Origin of the sequence: Alloacidobacterium dinghuense (genome assembly GCF_014274465.1) — a bacterium.
In the GTDB taxonomy this organism is placed as follows: Bacteria; Acidobacteriota; Terriglobia; order Terriglobales; family Acidobacteriaceae; genus Alloacidobacterium; species Alloacidobacterium dinghuense.
The window spans coordinates 1552444-1573310 of sequence record NZ_CP060394.1; the positions used below are offsets into that span (position 1 = coordinate 1552444).

Annotated in this window: 10 protein-coding genes; 6 read left to right on the plus strand and 4 right to left on the minus strand. The window is 54.0% G+C overall.

The window, feature by feature from the left end:
• Positions 1 to 79 precede the first annotated feature (79 nt).
• The 3 genes from H7849_RS06260 to metH all read left to right on the plus strand — a co-directional run bounded on the left by H7849_RS06260 (position 80) and on the right by metH (position 6108).
• On the plus strand, positions 80 to 1927 hold the full coding sequence (locus H7849_RS06260) for a beta-L-arabinofuranosidase domain-containing protein (protein WP_186745052.1): 1848 nt from the start codon (positions 80 to 82) through the stop codon (positions 1925 to 1927).
• A 327-nt stretch (positions 1928 to 2254) separates the two neighbouring features.
• Positions 2255 to 3373 (plus strand): homocysteine S-methyltransferase family protein, encoded by a 1119-nt coding sequence (locus tag H7849_RS06265; RefSeq protein ID WP_186745054.1) that lies wholly within the window; start codon positions 2255 to 2257, stop codon positions 3371 to 3373.
• Positions 3370 to 6108 (plus strand): methionine synthase, encoded by a 2739-nt coding sequence (metH, locus tag H7849_RS06270; RefSeq protein WP_186745056.1) that lies wholly within the window; start codon positions 3370 to 3372, stop codon positions 6106 to 6108. Before H7849_RS06265 ends, metH begins: the two co-directional genes overlap by 4 nt.
• 206 nt (positions 6109 to 6314) lie before the next feature.
• Here metH and H7849_RS06275 read toward each other — a convergent pair whose 3' ends face one another.
• The 4 genes from H7849_RS06275 to H7849_RS06290 all read right to left on the minus strand — a co-directional run bounded on the left by H7849_RS06275 (position 6315) and on the right by H7849_RS06290 (position 10984).
• Entirely contained in the window at positions 6315 to 6593 is a 279-nt protein-coding gene (locus H7849_RS06275) for a beta-galactosidase (RefSeq protein ID WP_186745058.1), read from the minus strand.
• Positions 6594 to 6701: 108 nt separating this feature from the next.
• Positions 6702 to 8294 carry a glucuronyl esterase domain-containing protein gene (locus H7849_RS06280; RefSeq protein WP_251106646.1) on the minus strand — a complete coding sequence of 531 codons (1593 nt, stop codon included), beginning with the start codon at positions 8292 to 8294 and terminating at the stop codon, positions 6702 to 6704.
• A 103-nt stretch (positions 8295 to 8397) separates the two neighbouring features.
• Positions 8398 to 9501, minus strand: a complete 1104-nt coding sequence (locus H7849_RS06285; protein WP_251106647.1) for an SGNH/GDSL hydrolase family protein — start codon at positions 9499 to 9501, stop codon at positions 8398 to 8400.
• A 256-nt stretch (positions 9502 to 9757) separates the two neighbouring features.
• Positions 9758 to 10984, minus strand: a complete 1227-nt coding sequence (locus H7849_RS06290) for an ROK family transcriptional regulator (RefSeq protein WP_251106648.1) — start codon at positions 10982 to 10984, stop codon at positions 9758 to 9760.
• A 564-nt stretch (positions 10985 to 11548) separates the two neighbouring features.
• On the opposite strand from H7849_RS06290, the gene H7849_RS06295 reads away from it, so the two are divergent.
• The 3 genes from H7849_RS06295 to fdhF all read left to right on the plus strand — a co-directional run bounded on the left by H7849_RS06295 (position 11549) and on the right by fdhF (position 20858).
• Complete coding sequence (locus H7849_RS06295) at positions 11549 to 15334, plus strand: TonB-dependent receptor (protein ID WP_186745062.1); 3786 nt, start codon at positions 11549 to 11551, stop codon at positions 15332 to 15334.
• Between the two features lie 183 nt (positions 15335 to 15517).
• Positions 15518 to 17626: a tetratricopeptide repeat protein gene (locus H7849_RS06300; RefSeq protein WP_251106790.1), complete on the plus strand. Its 2109-nt coding sequence runs from the start codon at positions 15518 to 15520 to the stop codon at positions 17624 to 17626.
• Positions 17627 to 17849: 223 nt separating this feature from the next.
• Positions 17850 to 20858, plus strand: a complete 3009-nt coding sequence (fdhF, locus tag H7849_RS06305; RefSeq protein ID WP_222439776.1) for a formate dehydrogenase subunit alpha — start codon at positions 17850 to 17852, stop codon at positions 20856 to 20858.
• Positions 20859 to 20867 lie beyond the last annotated feature (9 nt).

Here is a 20867-nt window from a genome sequence, read left to right on the forward strand (position 1 = left end):
GAGGCGGCAGAGTCACTCAGGCGATTGGCTCTGCCGAATTATCTGCACGTGTTCTACGTGAAGAAAAACGAAGAAGGCTATGAATAAGACTTCAAGAAGAACATTTCTTAAAGCGAGCGCCGCTGCTGCCGGGAGTATGCTATTGGCGCGCAAGACCGAGCTTGGGTACGCTGCCGTGGCTAAAGATGCCATCGTTCCGACGCTGTCACAGTTTGAGTATTCCGAAGTGCGATTGCTGGACGGGACTGCTTTGGAGCAATTCAATGCGAATCACGCATTCTTTCTGGCTCTCGATGACAACAGGTTGCTGAAACCATTTCGCCAGCGTGCCGGGCTACCTGCACCGGGTGAGGATATGGGAGGCTGGTACACCTTCTCTGATGAGTTCGATCCACCAAAGAATATGACCGGGTATATTCCCGGCCACACTTTCGGACAGTATCTCTCCGGACTGGCGAGGGCTTATGCCGTTACGGGCTCTAAGCCAACACAGGAGAAAGTGCAGCGCCTGGTGCGCGGCTTTGCCCCGACGGTTACAGGCAAATTTTATGTCGACTATCCACTGCCTGCTTACACCTTCGACAAGACGAATTGTGGTTTGATTGATGCTCACCAGTTTGCCGCTGATCCGCAAGCGCTGGCGGTTCTGAATCACGCGACGGATGCTGTGCTGCCCTTCTTGCCGGAAAAGGCGCTCACACGCGCCGAGCAGAACGCGCGACCACACAAAAACATTGCTTTTACCTGGGATGAGACTTACACGCTGCCGGAAAATCTCTACCTTGCATACAAACGCGGTGCGGGAGATCGCTATCAACAATTGGCCGCACGCTATCTTCAAAACAAGGACTACTTCGATCCGTTGGCTGATGGCAAGAATGTGCTTCCTGGCGAGCACGCGTATAGCCACGTAAATGCGCTGTGTTCTGCGTTTCAGGCTTATCTTTCAACCGGGAACGAGAAATATCTTCGCGCTGCGAGAAATGGCTTCGATTTTGTAAGAACAACACAGAGCTTTGCGACCGGGGGATGGGGGCCAGATGAGACATTCCGTGCGCCGGGTAGCGGCGAGATGGGTGAAAGTCTCGCGCAAACGCACGCCAGCTTTGAGACTCCTTGCGGGGCATACGGTCATTTCAAGGTGACCAGATATTTGCTGCGTGCGACCGGAGACAGCCGCTACGGCGACAGCATGGAGCGAGTTCTATACAACACCATTTTTGGGGCAAAGCCGCTGCTTGAAGATGGAACGACCTTTTACTATTCGGATTACAACAATACCGCCTCGAAGTTTTACCACCAGGATAAGTGGCCGTGCTGCTCGGGCACATTCCCGCAAATTACCGCCGACTACGGCATCAGTTCGTATTTCCGTAGCGCACGCGGCGTGTATGTCAACCTGTATATCCCGTCGAGAGTTACCTGGATGCAGAATGGCGTTCGCACGTCGCTGATCCAAAAGACCAGTTATCCAGATGTTCCCGAAACTTCGCTTGAAGTGAATGTGGATCGACTCTCGTCGTTTGTAGTCGCCTTGCGTATTCCTCAATGGGCCGGGCCGGGAACAACGATTACAGTGAATGGCGCGCGTTTCGCTTCCGACCTTAAGCCGGGAGCCTTCCTTCCTATTGATCGCAGTTGGAAGAGTGGCGACCGCATCGAAATCAGCTTTGATATGCCGACGCAGCTAGAGGCGATCGACCCGCAGCATCCTAATACTGTGGCCCTGCTTAAGGGTCCTCTCGCCCTCTTTGCTACGGGGGATCTCTCGGCGAAAGCTTCAAAAGCACAGCTTCTTGGCGTTCGTCAGTTCGCTCGCGGTTCAAGCGACTGGATTGTAGAAACCGGGGCGGAGCGAATGACCATGAAGACCTTTCCAGCGATCAAAGACGAGAAGTACAGGCTCTATCACGAAGTAAATAGCTAGATATGCGGTGAACATTACTGCTTCATGCAGGTGAATGGTCGCCGTTCTTTGCATTCCGTAAATTCCTGGCCCGGTTCGATCTCCGTCACAGGCTAACCTTCTCGATTGTCAGCACTTGCGGGTGATCGAGAGCGCTCACCCATCTTGTGAAGTGAGATAATTAAAGTGTGGAATTTAATGGTGTTGGCCAATGCCGATTGCTGCGAATTCCGCAGCAGTAAAAGGGTCGGTGTGAACTCGTAGTACATACAGCCGGTTCTCTGCTGTGGTCAATAAACCACATTTCCGAGCGTTAGTCAGACTCAAGGCGACCAAACAGATATATATATGACGACAAATAGCCATCCTCTCAAGAAGATCCTCGAGAACCGAATCGCCATCATCGATGGAGCCATGGGAACAACGATCCGCACCTACGGAATGAAGGAAGCCGATATCCGGGGTGAGCGCTTCAAGGATTCCAGAAAGGATCTGCTGAATAACGGCGATCTGTTTTCTCTGACCCAGCCCGAAATGATTTGCGACATCCATCGCCGCTTCCTGGAGGCAGGGGCGGACATCATCGAGACGAACACATTCGGTGCGACCAGTATCGCCCAGAGCGAATTTTTTGTGGATGATCCTCGCGAGCACGGGGGACGAAAAGATCCTGAGTTTTATCAGAAGATCATTGATGATCGATTCCTCAACAATCTGGCTGGGGAGATTAATGAGCAGTCGGCACGGCAATGTCGTGAGTGGGCTGATCGCATCGCCAACCAGACAGGGCGTCAACGGTTCGTAGCTGGGGCGATCGGCCCGCTGACGGTCTCGCTCTCGAACTCGCCAGATGCTGATGATCCGGGCTTCCGTGTCGTTACGTTCGATCAAGTGAAAACCGCATACGCGCAACAAGTGCGCGGTCTCATTGCGGGTGGTTCGGATCTTTTGCTGGTCGAGACAATCTTCGATTCACTGAACGCGAAGGCGGCACTCGTGGCCATACGCGAGGTATTTGATGAGGACGGCAAGGAATTGCCAGTCATGATTTCGGCGGCAGTAGGACGTGGTGGCGAGACGATGATATCAGCGCAGACGGTTGAGGCCTTCTGGAACGCTGTGGAGCACGCGAAACCGTTCTCTGTGGGGCTCAATTGTTCTCTCGGCCCCGATCTGATGTACCCATTTCTGGAAGACCTTTCGGAGAAGGCGGATGTGCCGATCTCCTGCTATCCGAATGCAGGTTTGCCGAATCCGCTCTCGCCGACTGGGTTCGATTTGGAGCCTTCGGACATGGCGCGGTATCTGGGTGACTTTGCGCGCGGTGGATTGATCAATATTGCCGGCGGCTGCTGCGGCAACACGCCGGAGCACATCGCGGCAATCGCCAAGGCGCTTGAAGGCCAGCCTCCGCGAAAACTTTGGAACTCCGCTGTGGAGGCCTACGCCAGCGAGAGCCGACCATGAGTGTACTTGAAAGCGTGAGCGTTGCCGCCGCCATTGGGACGAAGCCTCTTCGTCTGTCGGGATCACAACCCTTCACTCAACAGCCTGGCGTTTACATCATGATTGGCGAGCGAACCAACGTAGCCGGTTCGCCAAAGTTTGCCAAGCTCATTAAGGAAGGCAAGTACGAGGACGCGGTCGCCATAGCCCGCCAGCAGGTTGAAAATGGGGCCAACGTTATCGACATCTGCATGGACGAAGGCATGATCGATGGAGTCGCGGCGTTGACACGATTCCTACTGTTGCTGGCGAGCGAGCCTGAAGTTGCCAAGGTGCCCTTCATGGTTGACTCCTCGAAATGGGAGGTGATCGAGGCGGGACTCAAGTGCATGCAGGGCAAAGGCATTGTCAACTCAATCTCCCTGAAGGAAGGCGAGGAGAGATTTCGCCGTAACGCCAATACCGTGCTGAAGTACGGCGCAGCTGTGGTGGTCATGGCCTTCGACGAACAGGGGCAGGCCGCGACTTATGAGGACAAGACTCGCATCTGTGAACGCGCCTACCACATTCTTGTCGATGAGGTGCGCTTTCCCCCTGAGGACATCATCTTCGATCCGAATATTCTGACCGTTGCGACCGGCATGGAGGAGCACAACAACTACGCACTTGATTTCATCAACGCGACGCGATGGATCAAGGCCAACCTGCCGCACGCGAAGGTCAGCGGCGGCGTTTCCAACATCTCGTTCAGTTTCCGCGGGAATAACAAGGTGCGTGAGGCGATGCACTCGGCCTTCCTCTATCATGCCATCTCCGCTGGCATGGATATGGGCATCGTGAATGCCGGACAACTTGAGATTTATGAGGAAATTGAGCCTGAGTTGAAGGTGCTGGTCGAAGACGTGTTGCTCAACCGCCGTCCCGATGCTACTGAGCGCCTCGTTGAATATGGAGAAGTCCTGAAGGCCGCGGGTGCCGGCGCTGCGGCGAGTGAGAAGAAGGCCGAAGAATGGCGTAGCTGTACGGTTGAGGAGCGCCTGAGCCACGCGTTAGTAAAGGGCATAGATACCTATATCGACATTGACACTGAGGAGGCACGCGCAAAGCTAGGCCGCCCTTTGTTGGTTATCGAAGGCCCGCTCATGGCGGGCATGAGCGTCGTAGGTGATCTTTTCGGCGCAGGGAAGATGTTCTTGCCGCAAGTAGTAAAGTCTGCCCGAGTGATGAAGAAGGCGGTGGCGTATCTGACTCCATTTATGGAAGCTGAGAAGGCGGCGATGGCTGAGGCGGGTCAGGAAGTAAGAACGCAAGGGAAGATCGTGCTTGCAACGGTGAAAGGAGATGTTCACGACATCGGGAAGAACATCGTCGGCGTTGTCCTCGCATGCAACAACTACGAGGTTATCGACATGGGAGTGATGGTGCCGGCTGAGAAGATCCTTGAGCGTGCGAAGACGGAGGGGGCGGACATCATCGGCCTTAGCGGCCTGATAACGCCGTCACTCGACGAAATGGTGCATGTAGCACGTGAGATGGAGCGGCAGGGGTTCAAGCTGCCTCTCCTTATCGGCGGGGCAACGACGAGCCGCGCGCACACTGCGATCAAGATCGCTCCGCATTACGGCGAGCCCGTGGTGCATGTGCTGGACGCGAGCCGAGCAGTTCCGGTGACGACGAGTCTTTTGAGCGAAGAAAACAGGCCAGCCTTTGTTGAGCAGCATCGCGCCGAATATGCGGCGGTGCGCAAGGCTCACTCAGCGCCGCGCCAGCAGGTTGTATCAGTCCAAACTGCCCGCACGAGGCGGACCTCTATTGAGTGGCGTGCTGAAGATATTGCCAAACCTGCGTTTACCGGGGTTCGTGTGTTGGATAACTTCTCTTTGGCGAAGCTGCGCGAGTTCATTGATTGGTCGCCATTTTTCCACACCTGGGAGCTGAAGGGCGTGTATCCGCGCATCCTTGATGACGAGAAACAAGGCGCACAGGCCCGTCAGATCTTTTGTGAAGCCAATGCTCTTCTGGACAAGATCATTGAGCAAAATTTGATCACGGCGCGCGGCGTGTACGGGTTTTTCCCGGCCAACGCCGTGGGCGATGACATTGAGCTATATACAGACGACACACGCAGAGGGATGTTAGACCAGTTCCACTTCCTTCGGCAGCAAGCAAATCGAGAAGGCAGCGAGCCATGCAGGTCGCTTGCCGACTTCATTGCTCCAAAGGAAACAGGACTTCACGATTATGTCGGCGCCTTTGCTGTGACCAGTGGAATAGGGCTGGGGGAACTGCGCGATCGGTTTAAGTCTGAGCATGATGATTACAATGCAATCATGGCCGAGGCGATTGCCGATCGCTTGGCGGAGGCCTTTGCGGAATGCCTGCATAAGCGGGTCAGGGAAGAATGGGGCTACGGCTGCAGAGAGAATCTCAGCAATGCGGATCTCATTCAGGAAAAATACAGAGGGATCAGGCCCGCTCCTGGATATCCAGCGTGTCCGGATCATACGGAGAAGGGTACGATCTGGCGTTTGCTTGATGTGCAGGCGAATACCGGGATAGAGCTTACGGAGTCGTTCGCGATGTGGCCAGGGTCGAGCGTCAGTGGCCTCTACTTGGCTCATCCGGAATCGCGCTATTTCACTCTTGGTAAAATCGATCGCGACCAGGTTGCGGACTATCAGAAACGCAAAGGGATGAGCCTGGCAGAGGTGGAGCGATGGCTTGGACCTAATCTGAACTACGACCCAGCGGAGTAATCACGATTCCAGGATTTGAGCGGTGGTTATCGCGAAATGGCATACAGCCTTAAGCGATAAGGTGGAGAGGATTTCCAGCGGCGAGCCGTCGGCAGCAAATGCTCTTGGAAAGCGGTTTGTATCTGACTTGACCCAGACCGGAGCATATTCCGAGAATTGCGTTCTTCCAGCTTCCAAAACCACAACAACACGAGATGAAGGTTCTGTTAGCGCGCAACGTCGATCCAGTGATCCAGAATATTGAAATCGACGATGCCTTCCTGAGGCTCTATCTGTTCCCACGCAACTGGCATGAGAACGGTATTCAGGTTCAGCTTCGCCATCGAAGGCAGAATTTGATCGGCCTGTGCCGCAGCCCCGGCTGACGAGTTGCCCAACTCGCCGCCCGGGATAAGGAATGGCTTGCCTTGAATCAGAAGCTGCCCGCTAGCTTTGTCTATTCGAACCTGCGTCTGGTTTTGAGCCTGACCATAACCAGCTAGCAAAAGAAGCGCGCAGCCAACAGAATAGCAATGCCGCGTAGCATCTCTAAGATCCTTTCAAGCTTAGAAACTGATCTGAACTCTGCCGATTCCTAACATTGCCAGCGATTACTACTGCGGAGGTGTGTGGCCGATGAACTTGTCGGCCCACTGGATAAACCACTTCATATTGGGCGCGTCGGTGTGGCCGCCGTCATGCTGCCGCCAGGCAAGTTGACCATCAAGAATGCCCTGATTTACTGGCGGCATCTTTGCTGTGTGATAGTCTCCTTCTACTTTCAGACCCTTTGCGCCTAGAAGTTCAAACACCCTGCTCGCGTCGACTGTTGCCATGAAGCTTCCCTCATGATCGAGCCAATGCGCATCACCTTTTTCGGGGATGCCATAACTGATAAATGTGAGACGCGGGGCGCAGAGCGCAATCAGTTCATTGGAATCGACAGGAATATCCCCCGGCGTTTTGGTGCCGAATGTTGCTTCGGATGCGCCATACTTCATGAAGTTGCCGGCCATCCAGTAATATTCGCCCCCTGTCAGGCTTTCCACTGCTTCTCCATAGTTGCGGCGCAGGGGGGTGGCTCCACCCTTGCCAGACGAGCCAACCAGCACCATTGCAAATCGCTGGTCGAAGGCCATTGTCACAAGTGCGGCCTTGCCATAACGCGAGACGCCTTCGATGCCAACGTGTTTCGCGTCTACAGCAGGATCCGTTTCAAGGTAGTCGAGTCCGCGGCTGGCTCCCCATGCCCACGCGCGCAACGCGCCCCAATTCTCGGGCTTGCGCGGCTGTCCTTTGTTCACAAGCCCAATGATGCCTCGCGTGATCCCCGCGCCGTTGTCAGCCTGAACGCTCGCGGGGTCGAACAGCACAAATCCCCATCCTGCCGCAATCAACTGCCACGTATTCGGCGAGTCGCCATCTTCGTTTCGTTGCGGAAACTGGAAAGGTGTGGGCTTGACCAGATCCCACGCTGGGTGCTGTTCGAACACTTCCTTGAGAGACGGGTCCTGCTGCACGAGTAATGTCTTCCAGGCTTTGTTGACGCGGTCCATGTCATCCGCCGAGGGCTCGTTGGGAGACGGGAAGCCGGCCCGGCCAAACATCATTAAAACCGGGACTGGGCCTCTTGCGGCAGCAGGCAATACAAGGGTCATGTGAATTTTTACGCTGATCTCGGGGTAGGAAGAATTGTCCACCTGCCCGATCAGATCCTTTGCGATGACGGGGTTGAAGCCAATCATTTCGTGATCGATTGCGTTGACCGTCCATGTCACCTTGGGCACATCATGCGGAACTCGCCCGTAGACGTACTTCTCGTACATGTCAACGATTTCCGGTCGACGTTTCTCCCACCACATCTTGGCTGTCGTTACCTTCTCGCCATCATTGAGCGTCAGCGGATCGGGGAGAGTCGGAAATGGGTTTGCCTTGGACTCGTCATAGTTAGCATGATTGGGAGCCTTTTCGTCTCCGCTTGGACCGGGCCGAAGCGCCTTGATACCGAGTTGGTCCATCATGTTCTGATGATCCTGATCCGCAGTGAATGTGACCGGAGTGGACACGGTCGTGCTCTGGGCACGGGACGCAATTGAAAACAGTAGAGCGATAGCAATGGCAGAACATCCAAAGAGATGCTGGCCGGTCACCCACGTCGATCGATGTACTTGTCGTCCTCGATGAAAGCGTTGTAGCTCAGTGTTCATCAGAATCTCCATCTTTATGCGTGCACTTAAGTTTTAAAGGTCCTGGGCTGTGCTTATTTGTTCGCGCGACGGGATGTTCTTCGCCTTGTAGGTTTCTCGTTTGTCATTTCTGGAAGAGCGAAAACGGAATTGCATCCGCCATGGCGTGATAGCCCGCGGGAGACGGATGCAGGTGATCGCCACTGTCGTAATCCGGACGCAGGCGATCGGGATGAGCCGGATCTGCCATGGTCTTGTCGAAATCGACCATCGCGTCGAAGTGCCCTGCCGCTCGAATCCATGCGTTGACCATTTGCCGGTCGGACTCGTTTGCATCATCAGGGTGGTAAAAGGCAGACCCCATGAACGGCATGATAGTTCCTCCAATGACCTTGATGCCGTGTTCATGGGCGCGCATGATGATCTGCTGATAAGCGCCAATCATCCTCTGCACAAGGTCTTCGTGCTGTGCTTTCGTGGCTGCGGCGGTGCGGGTCAATGTGCCGATGTCGTTGATCCCTTCGAGCACGATGAGATAGCGGACGCCGTTTTGCGCGAGGACATCTCGATCGCAGCGCGCGAGAGCATTCGGTCCGAGTCCGTCAGCGAGTAGACGGTTTCCGCCGATGCCTTCGTTGAGAACAGCGATTGTGTTCGCAAATGCTGAGTGCTGTAGCCGTGAGGCCAGATCATCTGTCCAGCGGTCATTGCGGTTCGTCGTTGCGCCGTGTCCGTCGGTGATTGAATCACCGAGTACCACGATAGAGGATGTTTCGGAAGAAGCAGCCACATCAACGCCTGCTAGAAAGTACCAATGATCGATCGACTGCGCGGACGGCAGATCGCCTGCAGAGGCCGGCAGTCCGCTGAACAGATATGAAGTAGTACGTGAGCCTGGATGACCGGTTTCCTGGCCAGGTGTTGCCTCGATCTGCATGGTGATCGCGAGATCTGACAACGCTGCTGCTGGATAGTTCAGTGGATCAGAGATGTACTCGGCGCCCATCGGGATCAGAACATCGGAATGTTCATTGAAGGTAAGAGCGTGATCAGAGTCGGGGTCGATGCGGCTCGTAGCTGGCGATATCGGGCGCGCAACATGTACCGCAATGAGATGTAGCGGGGAAGTGCCGAAAGCATTCGAGACATGCACTCGGATCATGGAGCCGCCAACGGAGAGATGCACGATCTGTCGAAGCGTTGCGTGATTGAGACTTTCGAGTGGCACAGCATTATCCGGCTCCGGAATCTGCTGAGAGGCCGCCCAGGAACCTACCCAATGGCGATTCCAATCTAATTGAGTAGCAGAAGACGATCTGGACGCAGTAGAGGAAGCCTGAGAGTGCGCGGCACACTCGGCTGCAAAAAAGAGTATGCAGCAGAGAAGTAGAGACGAAGCCCGCACGAAAGATTCCAACCCAGACAGTCGTTCCATCCGGCAACACTCCGTTAGACACCTGACCCGTTGGGCGCCGATCATGGCATCACGCGGACTCAGTTGTGCTTGACGTTTCGGAGGTCGAGTTTGTTCGACGCGCTCCTCGTTGAAACACGAGAGCTGCAGCACCACGCAGCCGAGCGATTTCGCCTTCATGAGTCGGCTTGATCACAGGCGGAGTACCGGCCAAAGTGAGAGTAGCAACCTCTTTCTCGATCACCGGTCCAAAACGATGCCAAGTGGATGTGAGGTCGCCCGCAATCAGAATCATGCTTGGGGAAACGCCGGCGATAATTGTCCGCAGTCCGCGGCCAATCCACGTGGCCTGCATGGTGAGGGCTTGCGCTGCAGCCGAATCACCTCCCTCTGCGAGATTGAGCAACTCCTGAAATGGGACAGAAGGTCCTTTCGGTCGAAGCTCCCGATAATAACGCAAGGCGGCCCGGCTCGAACTGAAAACCTCCCAGCACCCCTTCTTTCCGCATCCGCAACGAGGACCATTGGGATCGATAGGAACATGGCCGAACTCTCCCGCCATTCCGTTATGACCGGCGACTAACTGTCCGTTGGTAAGAACGCAGGTTCCGACACCCTCGGCGACTGCGACCAGCACGGCATCGCGTACTCCATCCATTCGCGCGAAGGTAAGTTCTGCGAGCAAGCAGGCAGTTGCATCATTCTCCATCATGACGGGCATGCCCATCCTCGTCTCGACCAGTTTCTTGATATCGAAGTCTGCCCATTTCAGATTGGGGGCAAATATCAGCCGCTGTGTGGTGGGGTTAATTCTTCCGGGCAGACTGATGCCGATGCCCTCTGTCGATTTGCGCGGCGCATTGTGGTGCATTCGCTGTATGCAGTCGATGATCAGTCGCATAGAGGCTTCCGGATCCGACGTAAGCGGCACTGGCCAACGCGAAAGCAATCGCCCATTCAGGTCCACGAGTGCGACGCTCGCCTGTTTTGGATGAATGTCGACCGCGATCGCCACCAAATCTTCGTTCAGCCCGACCATTGTTGGTCTGCGTCCTCGGGGAAGCGAACCCATTGCGCCTTCGCGCACCCAATTTTCACCGATGAGCTGCTCGACGATTTGCGAGATCGTGCTCCTGCCAAGGCCCGATCGCCGCGCCAGGTCCGCGCGGGAAATAGGCTGGCTGGCCCGGATGAGTTCGAGGACGATATCCCGGTTGATGATCCGGGCTGTTTCACTCGAAGCGAGCTGCAATTCAGCCAGATCGATGAGTCTTATGCCATGCCTGTCGTGTCGCAAATCTCCTGAACCCCCACGCCCAAGACTGCGATAAAGCGTTCCCAACCTCGATGACAACCGAGATATCTACCGGAGAAAAGGAAGAGTACCAGCATGCGATGCTTTCTACGAGCAGATAAGGTCTCAAGTCTAATGCAATTTGTTTGTGATGCAAAAGAAATTATGAACCTGGGTCTAGAGAGATAAGGATCGCGGCCGCCCGCTTCAAAGCCACAGCACGTATGAATCTTAAATAAAACGAATTATCTGATGTTAACGGTTTCATCGATTCTAAATGCAGCTCTCCGTAAGGAAGCAGGATCAAGCCGTTATTCAGTGATGAAATGCCCCGCTCATATGTAATAAAAGCAGAGTTGATTGCGGCTGCATACAGAACGATAATCCTGCAGAAAGCCTTAGTATTCCCAGCAAAAATAAGTTTTACTCTTGACAGTGTCTAAATTCTGTATCTATAGTTTCGGTCGCTAACAAAAGTGGGATCTCGTGAATCGAGAAAAAGAGGAGATCGAGCTTCCGCGCGGAGGGCTCGTTTGTTAGCGAAATCTTCAGGAGGCAAGGCAAAAAATGAATGGGATATCTGGCGCTCTTATACGGCGAGGACTAAAGCAAGACCTGCGAAAACACTGCAGAGTCGGTCACTGGCTCTTTTCTCTCATCGGACTAGCGTTGTTCCTTGTCGGAGGACCGCTAACCCAGGCGCAGACCACGGCCCAGTTGACGGGGACTGTGCAGGATAACTCGGGCGGCATGATTCCGGGCGCCCAGGTAACGCTGATCAATGAATCGACTTCCGCATCACGCGTCGTTCAGACGAATGCCGAGGGATTGTATGCGTTTCCTGCGCTTGTCCCGGATTCCTACACGCTGAAGGTCGACGCCAAGGGTTTTCAAGTCAAGGAGATTACTGGAATCATGCTGCACGCCGGAGACCAACGAACGATTCCGGCGTTCACGCTAACCGTTGGCTCTGAATTGACAACCGTCACAGTGAGTGCGGCCTCTGAGATAATTTCCACGGATAGCGGACAGCGCACGAATGTCCTGGACTCCAAACAAATCAATAACCTGGTTCTTGTGGGCCGTGACACGACAGAACTGCTGAAAGTGTTACCGGGCGCTACAACGGTCTCCTCGGGTCTGACTCAAAACAGTCCGATGTACAACGATCTCAACGTGTCAGTTCAGCAAAGTGCGATCGGCAACGGTATCAACATTAACGGCGCCGTGAATCGCGGCGGCACGGCGTTGCTCGCTGACGGTGCCAACATCATTGACCCGGGCAACATGGCGTCGTCTGTCTCGATTGTCAATCCGGAAATGACTGCGGAAGTCAGTGTGCAGGCGTCGAACTTCGGCGCCGATACGGCATTTGGTCCGGTAGTGGTAAGCACCATCAGTAAATCGGGAACGGATCGGTATCACGGCGAAGCTTACTTCGATGCGCGGAACAGCGTTTTGAATGCGAACGACTGGCAGAGCAACCATCAGGGAATCCCACAGGGGTCACAACACTACTACTATCCAGGTGGAAACTTTGGCGGCCCAGTGCCTGGTACCAACAAGAAACTCCTCTTCTGGGGAGGCTATGAGCGGTGGCTGCAGAACCAGGGCAACGCGAACGTGCTGAAGTCCTACATCCCCAGTCCGGAGATGATGGCTGGAGACTTCACTAACGACAATGCAGATAACCAAGCCCTTTGCCCTCAGGGATTTTTCGCGACTCCGAAGTCAAGCTATCCTCAGGGCGCATGGTGCAATGATCTTTCCGGAACGGTCTTTCCGGACGGCAGCAGTATTCCGGTGAATACCTCCGCTGCTGCGAACGCCGGTAATAAGATTCCCGCGCAATTCATCGATCCAGGCGCACAGGCGCTGGCCAAAATCTGGCCAAAGGCCAACGCGAACCCGGCGACGACTCCCGGTGGTTACAACTACTTTGAGCCTATTCCGAACCTGAATAACGGCTGGATCTACCGCTTCAGGATTGACTATCAACTCGGGGAAAATACAAAGATTTACGGGTCCTATCAGCAGGCATACGATTCGCAACTGGCGCAGGGTAATGGTGCACACCTGTACTGGACCCCTGGTAATGCCATCCCCTACCCTGGCGGCGGTGAATCCGAGGCTTTCTACGGCAAATCGATCGCGGGTCACTTCGTACACAACTTCAACTCCACAACCACCAACGACTTCATGGCGGCCTGGGCCTTCGGCAGCTTCCCGTTTGTCCAGCCAGACCCATCAGCGGCCAGCCGGACCACGCTGGGCTATCCTTACGGCAAGGTCTTTCAGACCAAATCGCTCAACATACCGGCTTACAGCAGTGCAGGGACGGCCAGCTTTCCAGATTTCTCGCAGGCTTCTATCTTTGAGAACCCTCCAGGTCAGTATGCGGTTAAGAAGGAAGCCCCTCAGTTCAATGATGTGTTGACCAAGGTCTGGGGCGCTCACACGGTGAAGATGGGCGGATTTACGCAGAACACCGATAATTTCCAGAGTACTTTCAGCACCTACCAGGATGGAAATCTCACGGTTCGCGCAGGTCAGTCGCCGAATATCTTTACTGGGAATCAGCTTGGTTCACCGAATAACCCTGTGGCCAACTTTACGATGGGTGTGCTGACGGGTTACAGCGAAAACGATTCGTCTCCGATTGCGGACACGGCCTACCAGGCAACGGCATTTTTTGTGGCCGATACCTGGAAAACAACTCGGCGCCTGACGCTGGAGCTAGGCGCGCGCGTTGAGCACATAGGTCATTGGTATGACCGTGGTCGCGTCGGTATGGCTGTTTTCTATCCTGACCGAGTATTGCCTGACTTCAACGCGGGCAAGTACGCTCCGGGATACTACTGGCACGCCATTGATGCGGGTGTTCCGCTTAGCGGTCAGCCGAACCGCTTTGCCTATTTCGATCCGCGAATAGGTCTTGCCTATGACCTTCACGGAGACGGCAACACCGTTATCCGAGGCGGATGGGGCGCCTACCGTTTCGTCACGCAGGTGAATGATGTTTCCGGTCCGCTGGTAACCGCACAGCACGTGCTGAACTATAACCTGCCCGGTCAAAAGACCGTCATGCTGTCGCAACTCAACCAACTGGCATATAAACCCTGCACATCTCAATGCGGAAGCGGATCACAGACGGGCTTCGATCCAAGCGACTATAGTCAACCGCTGACGTATGCCTACAATCTAACCGTCGACCAGAGGTTGAAGTGGAATTCTGTGCTCGATATTGCATACGTTGGGAGCCAAACCAGCCAGCTTTCCGATAATAGCGAGGGCATTGAAGGCAGTAATTTTGCCGCACTCGCCGATCAGAACAAAACTCCGATCGGAGCGTTCTTCCAACCTGACCCAGTCACCGGTGTGCTCTCCACCAATCCGGAAAACCTGGGAACGAATCCTGGCAACGGCGGCGGAACCTCTACCGGAAACAAGGCGGCAGATTACCATCCTTATGGTTATGCATATGGCACCGCTTCCGCCTATATGAATCAAGGCATCTCTTACACCAACTACAACGCATTGCAGGTGGCGTGGATCAAGACAGCCGGCCACGTCAATTTCAACTTGAATGGGACTTGGTCGAAAACGCTAGGTTCAAGCCTGCAGGAAAATCCGTTTGATATTAACCTGAACTACGGCCCGACCGCGGTTGACCGGCCATTTGTCTTCAATGCCTCCTATACCTATCAAACAGGGAAGATCAATAACTTCAATCGGTTCGTCAATGGGCTGTTGGGAGATTGGACGATCTCCGGCATTTCCACGTGGCAGGGAGGCGGGTACATTCCCGCTGCGCTTGGAAATGGCGTGCCGAACTTTGGTCTGGGACTAACGTATACCGGGTTGCCAGCGGATGCAAAGGCGCAGGGCATTACCAGTGGTATTGGTTCTGCAGCATACTTCGGGACGGACGCTCCTGTCCCGATTCTCCCCGCACTGACTTGCAATCCAACCGCGGATCTTAAGCACTACCAACGTATCAATGGAAACTGCTTTATTGCGCCGCCGGTGGGATCGCAGGGAGGTCAGAAATTCCCCTACATGAGTGCCGGTGCCTACTTTAATAACGATCTGGCACTTTACAGGTCGTTTCCCCTGCCCTTCCGTGAAGGGCAGCAGATCCAGTTCCGGGCCAGCGCCTTTAACTGGCTGAACCATCCGCTCCCGGGTTTCAGTACCCTGAGCGGAGGCCCACTCTCGTTGGCTTACAACGTGGACTACGCCAGCAAAACCATCACGCGAAACTATAACACCAGCACCTTCGGTGTTATGGACACAAAGACCGGCGCTCCTTACCAGCGCATCATCGAATTGAATGTGAAGTATTTCTTCTAGAACGCCTCTCAAGAGGAAGGTGAGCGAATCGCTCACCTTTCCTCTTTTTTCCAGATGTGGAAGGCGAATGACATTCATCCGTTGAGGATTCTTCAATACAGTCAGAGCTGCTGTCGCCGGGCATTGGGGAGATGGCATCTGCTGTGCTTGCGGTGCACCACTGGGTGGTACGATGTGAAATCGATGGAAGACCGCCCATCGAGTGTTGGCTTCATCATGCCGCTCCGACGCAACCCTCTTGGAATATGCCTGTGTTTCACAGTGTTTTCTGTTGCGACCCATGGTGCGCAGACAGGGAATAGCAAGTCCGTCAAAACCGGATCATTGCAGCAGCATTACGATGCAGCGCAGGAGTTCCAGCGGACGGGCAAGCTCAGCGAGGCAGCGGAGCAATATCGTGCGTTTCTTGCTGATGCCTTGGGTAAGTTGGCGATCGGGTATGGGCTGGCGCAGGATTATTCAAATGCAGCTCCATTGTTCGACGAAGCTCTAGCCCTAGATAGTGATTCCCGGTCTTTGCTTCTGGATTACGCTCGAACGGCATTCATGCTGGGAGAGTTTGCTCATGCCAAGACGTTGGCGACGGAATATATACGAAAATACACGGGCGATCGTGAGCAACTCGCTCAGGCTCATCAGGTGCTTGGACGGACTCTTCTGAAACTGAATCAAGATCAGGAAGCAAGGAAGGAGCTGGAGGCAGCTGTAGCGCTGGATCCAACCTTTGCCAATGGTTATGACCTTGCCGTGGCTTGTCTTGACCTTGAGGACGAAAAGTGTGCCGTGCAGATCTTCGGCGAGATGCAGGCATCATTTGGAGATACTTCAGAGATTCACATGGCGTTCGGGCGTGCATACGGCGACTCGGATTTTCAGTCACGAGCAGCAGCCGAATTCAAGCGGGCGATTGAGGAAAATCCGCGTTTGCCAAGTGCACACTATTCGCTCGCTGCGATCCTACTGGCGACCGGTGGCGACGAAAGCCACATGGAGGCGGCGGAAACGGACCTGAAGAAAGAACTGATTATTTCTCCAAAAGATTCAAAGACGTACGCAGCGCTCGGTAAGATTGCCGTGAATCGCAAGAAATACTCTGAGGCTGAAACATACTTGCAAAAGGCGATTTCACTTGATCCGCAAAATCCAGACGCCTATCTGTACCTAGGTCAGATGTATTTTGAAGCGAACCGCCCAGCCGAGGCGGAAACAGCTCTTCGTCAATGCATCCGGCTGACAGCGGATGTTTCAAGGAATCGGTATCAAGTACAGAATGCTCATTTTCTTTTAGGTAGACTGCTGATGCAAAAGGGACAACATGATGCGGCTCACGCGGAGATGGAGACTGCACGAGTACTGGCCAACAAAACGCTAACACAGGACAAAGACAAGCTGGCGGGATTGCTGGATGCGTCGGATGTCCACGATGTTCAAGCTCCTAAGTCGGAAGCCGGGGTTTCCCTCACTGCTTCAAACCTGGATCCGTTGGCAATGCAGAAGGTCGAAGCGATGAAAGAGCAGGTCAGGCCTGCTGTAGCCGATAGTTATAACAACCTAGGAGCTCTCGCAGCAACGAATAGCGACTATTCGGGCGCTGTTACATATTTCAAACGTGCCGCTGCGTGGAATCCCTCGCTGGAGGGTCTTGACTACAATTGGGCGAGAGCAGCGTTTGCAGGGTCACAATTTGCGGATGCCATTCTGCCCGTGTCTCGCTATCTGAAGTCGTACCCGGATGATAATGGCGCACGCAGCGTTCTGGCTATTAGTCAATTTATGACCGGCGACTATCATGGTTGCATTGAGACCCTCCAGCCTGTGATCGGAAAGGCCGACCTCGTTCCCCAGGTGGAGTATGCCTACGCGGAATCGATGGTCAGGACGGGCCAGGTCGACTCAGGTAGAGAACGGTTGGAAGCACTGGAGAAGGCGCATCCGGAGATTTCCGAGGTGCATCGCTTCCTGGGAGAGACGCTGTGGCATCAGGGAGTGAAGCAGAGGGCGATCGAGGAACTCAGAACTGCGATTCAGCTTAGCCCACGTGACGCAGACTCGCGTTTCGATCTCGGGAAGATGGAACTCGAAGGCGGGGACATAGCCGCGTCGATTCCAGCGCTCGAATCGGCGGTCAAGCTATCGCCGAACAGTGAGAAATTCCATCAGGCGTTGGCTGAAGCATATACTGCTGCTCGGCGACCGGCAGACGCCAGGAAAGAGATGGAAGCTTGTGAACTGCTCAGGACACGCGCGCAAAACGGCGCCGCACCTCACCGGACCGACGCTCCCGAGCAATAAGTCTGGACAAACAGCGAGCGCGTCGCGACAGTTATCGATTGCCATTATTATTGCCAAGCCAATAGGTAATAATCACCATTCTGCCCAGACCAGATGGGAACTTCTTCGTCAATAGCCGACACCGCGACTGTCCTCATTATTTCTAAGTCCAAAGTTGCAACAGAACATCGTATAGTCAAAGCCTGACTTTCCGTGACTCGTCGATTGAAGCAAGGAGTTGCATATGACCCTGAGCACAACTGCAGCCGGAATGAATCCACTGAGTGATCGAAGCAAAATGGTCAGTATTTCCATTGATGGACATACTGCGAGCGTGAGCGATGGGGAACTGCTGGTTGAAGCAATACTCCGCGAAAAGGAAATTCCGCATATCTGCTATCACTCCCCGCTCATGGGGCCGATTCAGACATGCGATACCTGCCTGGTAGAGGTCGATGGAAAGATAACTCGCGCTTGCGGTATCAAGGTTAGTTCCGGCATGGAGGTAGTTACGGATTCAAAGCGCGCCAGGGATGCGCGTGCCGAAGCCTTTGACGTGATTCTCGGCAATCATATGCTCTATTGCACGGTCTGTGACAACAATAATGAGAACTGCAGGGTTCACAATACAGCGCTTGCTCTGAATGTTCAGCACCAGAGTCATCCTTTCAAGCCGAAGCCGTATGAAGTGGACATGTCCAACCCTTTCTATCGTTACGACCCCAGTCAGTGCATTCTTTGCGGACAGTGCGTACAAGCCTGCCAGACCGTCGAGGTCAATGAGACGCTGTCAATTGGCTGGGAACTGGAGCATCCACGTGTTCTCTGGGATGGGGGTATGCAGATTGCCGGTTCAAGCTGCGTCTCCTGCGGCCATTGCGTGACGGTGTGTCCCTGCAATGCGCTGATGGAAAAATCTATGTTGGGTGAAGCTGGTTACCTTAGCGGTATGCCGAAAGACGCCTTGAACAAGATGATCGAGGTAGTCAAAGCGGTCGAGCCCGAAATGGGTTATGGCATGATCATGCAGGTTTCGCAGACCGAAGCGAAGATGCGTGAGGAACGCATCGAGAGAACAAAAACGGTTTGTACTTATTGCGGCGTTGGGTGCAGCTATGATGTCTGGACCAAAGAGCGCAAGATTCTGAAGATTGTCCCATTGCACGGTGATGCGAATCAGATCTCCACTTGCGTCAAAGGCAAGTTCGGCTGGGACTATGTGAATCATCCAGATCGCCTGCAAAAGCCACTCATCCGCGAGGGGAGCAACTTCCGCGAGGCTGACTGGAAAGAGGCCTTGAATCTAGTCACAACGAAATTGTCCAGCATCAAGCAGCAATATGGCCCAGACTCGATCGGCGTGATTGTCTCGTCGAAGACCACCAACGAAGATGGCTATCTAATGCAGAAGTTTGCGCGTGCCGTTATTGGGACGAACAACGTCGACAATTGTTCTCGCTACTGCCAGTCTCCAGCAACGATGGGATTATTCAGGACCGTGGGATACGGTGGCGATTCCGGTTCCATCAAAGATATTGGAAGCTCAGCTCTGGTTGTGATCGTCGGCGCAAACACTGCAGAGAGCCATCCTGTGCTGGCTACGCGCGTCAAACGTGCTCACAAGCTGCATGGTCAACGCCTGATCGTTGCTGATCCCCGCACGAACGAGATGGCAGAGAGGGCGGACATTCACTTTCGTCCGCGTCCGGGTACTGATCTGGTCTGGATCTCGGCCATGAGCCGATACATGTTCGATAACGGTCACGCCAAAATAGATTTCATCGAGGAGTGGGTGAACGGTCTCGATGAGTTCCGCAAGAGTCTCGAACCTTTCACGATTGATTACGCTTCGAGGATCTGTGAAGTTCCTCTTGAAACATTGCAACGAGTGGCACAGGAGATTGCAACTGCCGAAAGCATGTGCATTCTATGGGCCATGGGAATTACACAGCATACGACCGCCTCTGACGAATCGACCGCCGTTTCGAATCTGCTTCTGGTGACAGGCAATTATATGCGCCCAGGTTGCGGCGCTTATCCATTGCGTGGCCACAACAATGTACAGGGGGCAAGTGACATTGGTGCAATGCCGGATAACTACCCTGGCTACCAACATGTCAATGATCCAGGAATCCGCGAACGTTTCGAAAAGAGCTGGGGAGTTAAGCTCCCTTCCCTGCGAGGTCTGGATAACCACCAGATGGTAGACGCGGTGTACGATGGGAAATTGCGCGCGATCTATCTGGCTGGGGAAGACATGATCTCGGCTGACTCGAATGCCAACGTCGTTGCCGGAGCATTCGAGAAGCTGGACTTTTTTGTCGTGCAGGATATCTTCTTTACTGAAACCTGTCGCTATGCCGATGTTGTGCTTCCTGGCGCTCCCGCCCTTGAGAAAGACGGCACTTTTACCAATACAGAAAGGCGCATTCAAAGGTTGTACAAGGCATTGCCGGAATTAGGTGATAGTAGGGCTGACTGGAAGATCACACAGGATATTGCCAATCGTATGGGAGCCAATTGGAGATACGAGCATCCGTCAGAAGTCATGGATGAGTTGGCCTCATTGACGCCACTTTACGCAGGGGTCAATTACGAACGGCTCGAAGGTTATAAGACTCTGCAGTGGCCGGTTGCAGCAGACGGCACAGATCAACCAATCCTCTATCTCAACGGCTTTGCTTTTCCTGACAAAAAAGCGAGATTGTATCCAGTAACATTCAATGAACCAACTGAAAGGCCTGATAAAGATTTCGACCTCTTTCTCAACAATGGGCGTCTGCTTGAACATTTTCACGAAGGCAATATGACGTATCGCATTCAGGGCATTCGAGAAGAGACTCCGGAGCGATTCCTGGAAATCTCAGAGGAGTTGGCCAAAGAACGTAGCATAGAATCTGGACACTGGGTACGAGTTACGAGTCGTCACGGCTCGCTGGTGATTAAGACGCTCGTGACGCATCGGGTTCATGGAAAACAGGTTTACCTGCCGCTTCTCTCGCGAGAAGGTCCCATCAACGTCCTCACGGGTTCACATGCGGATCCTGCTACCAATACTCCCGCCTATAAGGAGACGGCAGTCAATATTAAGGTATTGCCGGAACGAGGAACGAACCCACTGAAACGGCTGAACTTTCGCTACTCGGGCAAGCCAACACCACAGACTGGAGTTGAAATCGAGCGCAAGTGGAAGCGGAAAGACTACCGAATGCCGGGTGCAGAACAATTGGTTCAAATTCAAACGCAGAAGTAGGCGGAGGAG

What these genes read in the sequence shown, in the direction of transcription:
- H7849_RS06280 (WP_251106646.1), bottom strand. Translation starts at nt 8,294, where the DNA reads ATGAACACTGAGCTACAACGCTTTCATCGAGGACGACAAGTACATCGA.
- H7849_RS06260 (WP_186745052.1), top strand. Translation starts at nt 80, where the DNA reads ATGAATAAGACTTCAAGAAGAACATTTCTTAAAGCGAGCGCCGCTGCT.
- H7849_RS06265 (WP_186745054.1), top strand. Translation starts at nt 2,255, where the DNA reads ATGACGACAAATAGCCATCCTCTCAAGAAGATCCTCGAGAACCGAATC.
- metH (WP_186745056.1), top strand. Translation starts at nt 3,370, where the DNA reads ATGAGTGTACTTGAAAGCGTGAGCGTTGCCGCCGCCATTGGGACGAAG.
- H7849_RS06300 (WP_251106790.1), top strand. Translation starts at nt 15,518, where the DNA reads ATGGAAGACCGCCCATCGAGTGTTGGCTTCATCATGCCGCTCCGACGC.
- fdhF (WP_222439776.1), top strand. Translation starts at nt 17,850, where the DNA reads ATGACCCTGAGCACAACTGCAGCCGGAATGAATCCACTGAGTGATCGA.
- H7849_RS06295 (WP_186745062.1), top strand. Translation starts at nt 11,549, where the DNA reads ATGAATGGGATATCTGGCGCTCTTATACGGCGAGGACTAAAGCAAGAC.